General features: G+C 33.5%; 2 protein-coding genes and 1 pseudogene. All 3 read right to left on the bottom strand.

The annotated features are described in order from the left end of the window. A partial coding sequence (locus ACTF48_RS10840; RefSeq protein ID WP_438963177.1) for a S8 family peptidase occupies positions 1–2,681 on the bottom strand: 2,681 nt, incomplete at its 3' end. A gap of 183 nt (positions 2,682–2,864) precedes the next feature. After that, positions 2,865–4,175, bottom strand: coding sequence for a hypothetical protein (locus tag ACTF48_RS10835; RefSeq protein ID WP_438963176.1), 1,311 nt, complete (start codon positions 4,173–4,175; stop codon positions 2,865–2,867). Between the two features lie 53 nt (positions 4,176–4,228). Continuing rightward, positions 4,229–4,325: pseudogene (locus tag ACTF48_RS10830) on the bottom strand (IS982 family transposase); the annotation flags it as partial.

Genomic DNA, 4,325 nt, shown 5'->3' with positions numbered 1-4,325 from the left:
GATATATCAGAACTCCCTAAGTAAAGTCCTGGAAAAGCTGTTCCCAAAGAGCCTCCTTCTTCTGCATTTAATGTGGCATCAACATAATAATCGTTATTGGCATTATTTGCATCGCCTTGCAGATTTGAAAAAGCGTTCCAGCCATAAAATGGTAATGCTTCCCATCCTCCATCGAGATTTAAATGAATTTCTTTTCTAGCACTACTATTTAAATCAGTATAGTTATTAATATAATTAATATCATAACGCGGTAAATAATAATTCAAGCCATCTTTTCCAGTAATCAATTTTTGCAAGCCTGGCCATGCGTTTGTTTGACTTGCTGGAATAGCAGCACGCGATGAATTTGAACCTCTAAATTTTGCAAACACCTCATACACATTTACTCTTCTAATCACATAGTCAGAAGTAAATTCTCTTGCCAAAGAACCCCAAAGGATGTAACTATCTGTTATGATACAATCAGAAATAGTAAAAGATGTAGAAGGGTCAATTGGAAAATACCATACGTCGAAAATTTTTGAGATTTCTGTAAAGCTGATGGAGTGCCAATAGGGATCGTCTTCTTTAGAATCAAACTGGATCCCTTCCCAACCCAAATTTTCTGCAGTAAGCACGATCCTATTATCATAGGTCCCGTTACAAATGAATCTAGAATTACCAGTAAAAGTCATTTTCTTATTATCAGAAAACTTTAAAACAGTCCCAGGTTCTATAGTCAGCACAGCGTTACCAGTAACTGCCACATTATCCACCACTAGGTATTCATAATTAGAAGATAAAGTAGTGTCTGTATTAATGAGGCCACTTAACAGTATAGCATTTTTAACATTAACAACTAGCTCAAGTTCATCAGAAAGGTATTCTTGATTGGGACCAGACCAGGCTCTTAGAACAAATTTGATATCTACATTATTTGCAACATTATTTGAAATACTAATTTTCAGGCTTTCATTTAAATCTTGTAACGATGCATAAGCACTAATAGACCCTATTTGAATTTCATCTTGTAGGATTGTCGCCTTAGACTGATCTTCAAATTGTGCAAATTCAATCCCTACTCGTACATCAGTCGTAGGACCCCAATAATTTTTAATAAGCGGTAAAATCTCTATAGTCTCTGCAGGTTCCCACAGTTCATTATTGTTTTGATTATTTATGGAATCTCTCATCACCGTTGAAACTACAGATAATTGAGGTGTGGGAACAACATCCATAGCCGCTAGAAAGTCCACATTACTCTGCGAGGTATTAATTAAATTTCCAAAAATAATTTCCTTACTATCGCTAGGATTTTCTTGCAGGTATAGTGCCAGTCCGCCGGCAACTAAAGGAGTAGCCATGGAAGTCCCTGTCAAAGAAGCATAACCACCACCAGGCATCGTACTTAGTATTTGAGAACCGGGAGCTTTTACTTCATAATTTAATAAACCAGAGAGTCTAGAGGCAGTAGGCCCATCTTGATCATAATTATCATAAAGACCTACACCGTCTTCTACCCCTAAAACAAAACTGTAAGCACCTGGAAATAAAGGAGCTGAATCTCGACCATCAGGACATTTTCCAGGCCCTATACATATGCCGCTGTTTCCAGCAGCAGCTACTAGAAATGACGTGGCATAAGCATTCTCTAGCGCTAACTTAAGAGTAGCTGACTCTCCGTAACTCCCCAAACTCATATTAATAATGGATGCCCCATTGGAGGCTGCATATTCCACACCAGCAGCAAAATTTGTTGAGTTCCCTGAACCTGTAGATTGTAATACTTTTATATGCATCAACTTTACGTCCCATGCAGCTCCTGCTACTCCTATACCATTATCACCTACGGCTCCTATGATACCACCTACATGTGTTCCATGGCCATTATCGTCTAGAGGAGCATTATCTTGGTTTATAAAATCCCATCCCTGTACATCATCTATATAACCATTACCATCATCATCAAATCCATCTACACCATTCAGCTCTGCCTGATTCACCCATGTATTAGCCGCTAGATCTGGGTGAGTATAATCACCTCCAGTATCTATAATAGCTACTACCTGTGAACCATCTCCTGTAGTGTATTGACTCCATACATCATCTATATTAGTAGTTGTGATATTAGATTGAGATCCATATAATGGATCATTAGGTTGTGTTGCATTACTAACACTAGATAACATATGAGAATCTTCTTTTGTAATAACCTTATCTACTTCAAAATCATCAATATTGAAAATGTAATTAGGCTCTGCATAATCAATGTTAGGATCATTGTTAAGTTGATCAACCAGCGCCAGAATATCTTCCTGTTCATTTGAAGTCGTTATTATAAATACATTTTTCATACTTCTAGGCGGTTCTGGCTGGAATCCATTATTAGGATTTGCTGCTGCTTGGGCAGCATATTGCCTCGCTAGAGTTTTTTGATTTTGAAGGCTAGACTCTATACTATTTCTATGAAACATGACCTGTGTTGAAGCCACTTTATCTTCTACACCCAGAAATTGCCCTAAATTAAAATCGGACTTTGCCTTACCATTTTGCTCATAATAAACTCCAGCATCTACGTGATCTTTCAACTTAACGATAAGTTGACCAGGCTCAAAATTGATCAGATCAGGTTGAACAAAAGTTGACGTTTGAGAAAAACATAAGCCTGGAAGAAAAATAAGGAAAAGTAATATGGACCTCATGGTATTCATTTTTGAAAGATTTTGTTAATATTATTTTGAATACATACTGAAGTTTTTAATCCTCAGTAAGATAAGGTCAAAAATAATGGATCAAAAGAAGAAATCGTGTTCAAATGGTGTTCACTTAAGGCTATCAGATTTACCTTATATAATAAGGAGTGTAGCAGGTTATTTTTTGACGATTTAGTTAACCTTGCGAAAGAATGTTTCCAAATAAACATCGTTAAATCGTTTAAATTTGGCCGTTATCGAGAGTACACGATAGCCTGCTTTGTGACGCTCTTTAATATTTAAATTATCATAAACATGGTATCCTATAATATGATAGAAAATCAAATAATAATCACAAATCGAACCATATTGAATCTTATCAAGGTCTAACTGAGAAAAAAGCCTTTCAGCCTTTTGCTTGTTATCATTTAATAAACAAAAGATAACTTCATTGATATTAATTATAAATATAAATAGATAGGAATGTATATTCTGATCATCCATAATAGTGTCGTAAAATTCAGTCACTATTTCATCAATCATTTTAAATCTTTTAGCAAAAATTAAATGATGTAAAAATTCATGTACATAATTTATAATATACGTGTCCCGCGAGATGCCATTTTTAAATTTATTAAAATAATACCCAACTTTATCGTCATCACCAGATTCACTGTAATAAAGTATTTGATAACCATAATATCGTCCTTTAAGGATATCAGGCAAAGTATCTAAACTTTCTCTAGGTATTTGAAAAGAATCGATCTTTTGTTTATTTAAAAAGCTTTTTAAATTTAAAATTAATTCTAAAAATATTTTCTCTTCAAACTTACATTTATCTAAATCTACTCTACTCAACATAGTTCCATAGCGCTTATTTATATTCAAAATATCTATATAGATATAAACAACATATGTTTTAAAACCTTCAATCGATAATAATCGATCAATGATGGTATTGAATAATAAAGTAGGTAATGAATTTAAAAATACAACTACTAGGTATGAAAACTTCATCAAAAAACTATTTCTATGATCCTTTTGAACCAATAATTTATTGTATGAGTCATCAAGTAATTGTTCTACATAGTTCCATTTTTTAAGCAATACTGCATTTTCAAATAACGAAACGAAGAAATAAACATGACCTGTATTAAGATATACAAACTCGATAAAATTTAAATCACCCATACTCAAAGAATCCTTAGACTTCAAGCGTTGGAATTTTTCATCTAAGTATAATTGCTCAAATCTATTTTTATAGGTAACATAATCTAGAAATGTCTTATAACCCAAAAACATAGACAGAGCGTTTAATGTTTTTTGATTGGGTTTACGATTTGGTATAAGTCCCCAAAAACGTCTTATAGTACTTAAGCTTAAATCGTAAATATGATTCTCTAAAAGTAGATCATTTAAAACTTTGGCTTCTGTTGTAGATAAAATTTTAAATCCTATTTCCCTTTCAATGTCTATTTTAAGTTTTTCCTGAAATACATCCATAAGCTTTAATTAAAAGTAAAACAATAAAAGACCTACTATAACGTGAGTTCGACCTAAGACATTCCAATATTAGGTAGCATATTTTGGATTTTCACTGATGGTTTGGAATCTAAAAAAGAATAAGCTGTAAGGCCAGCGATTAAATTTCCT

The sequence above is a fragment of the Nonlabens sp. genome, assembly GCF_965660805.1.
In the GTDB taxonomy this organism is placed as follows: domain Bacteria; phylum Bacteroidota; class Bacteroidia; order Flavobacteriales; family Flavobacteriaceae; genus Nonlabens.
This window is presented reverse-complemented; position numbering and strand designations above follow the sequence as displayed.

What these genes read in the sequence shown, in the direction of transcription:
- ACTF48_RS10835 (WP_438963176.1), bottom strand. Translation starts at nt 4,175, where the DNA reads ATGGATGTATTTCAGGAAAAACTTAAAATAGACATTGAAAGGGAAATA.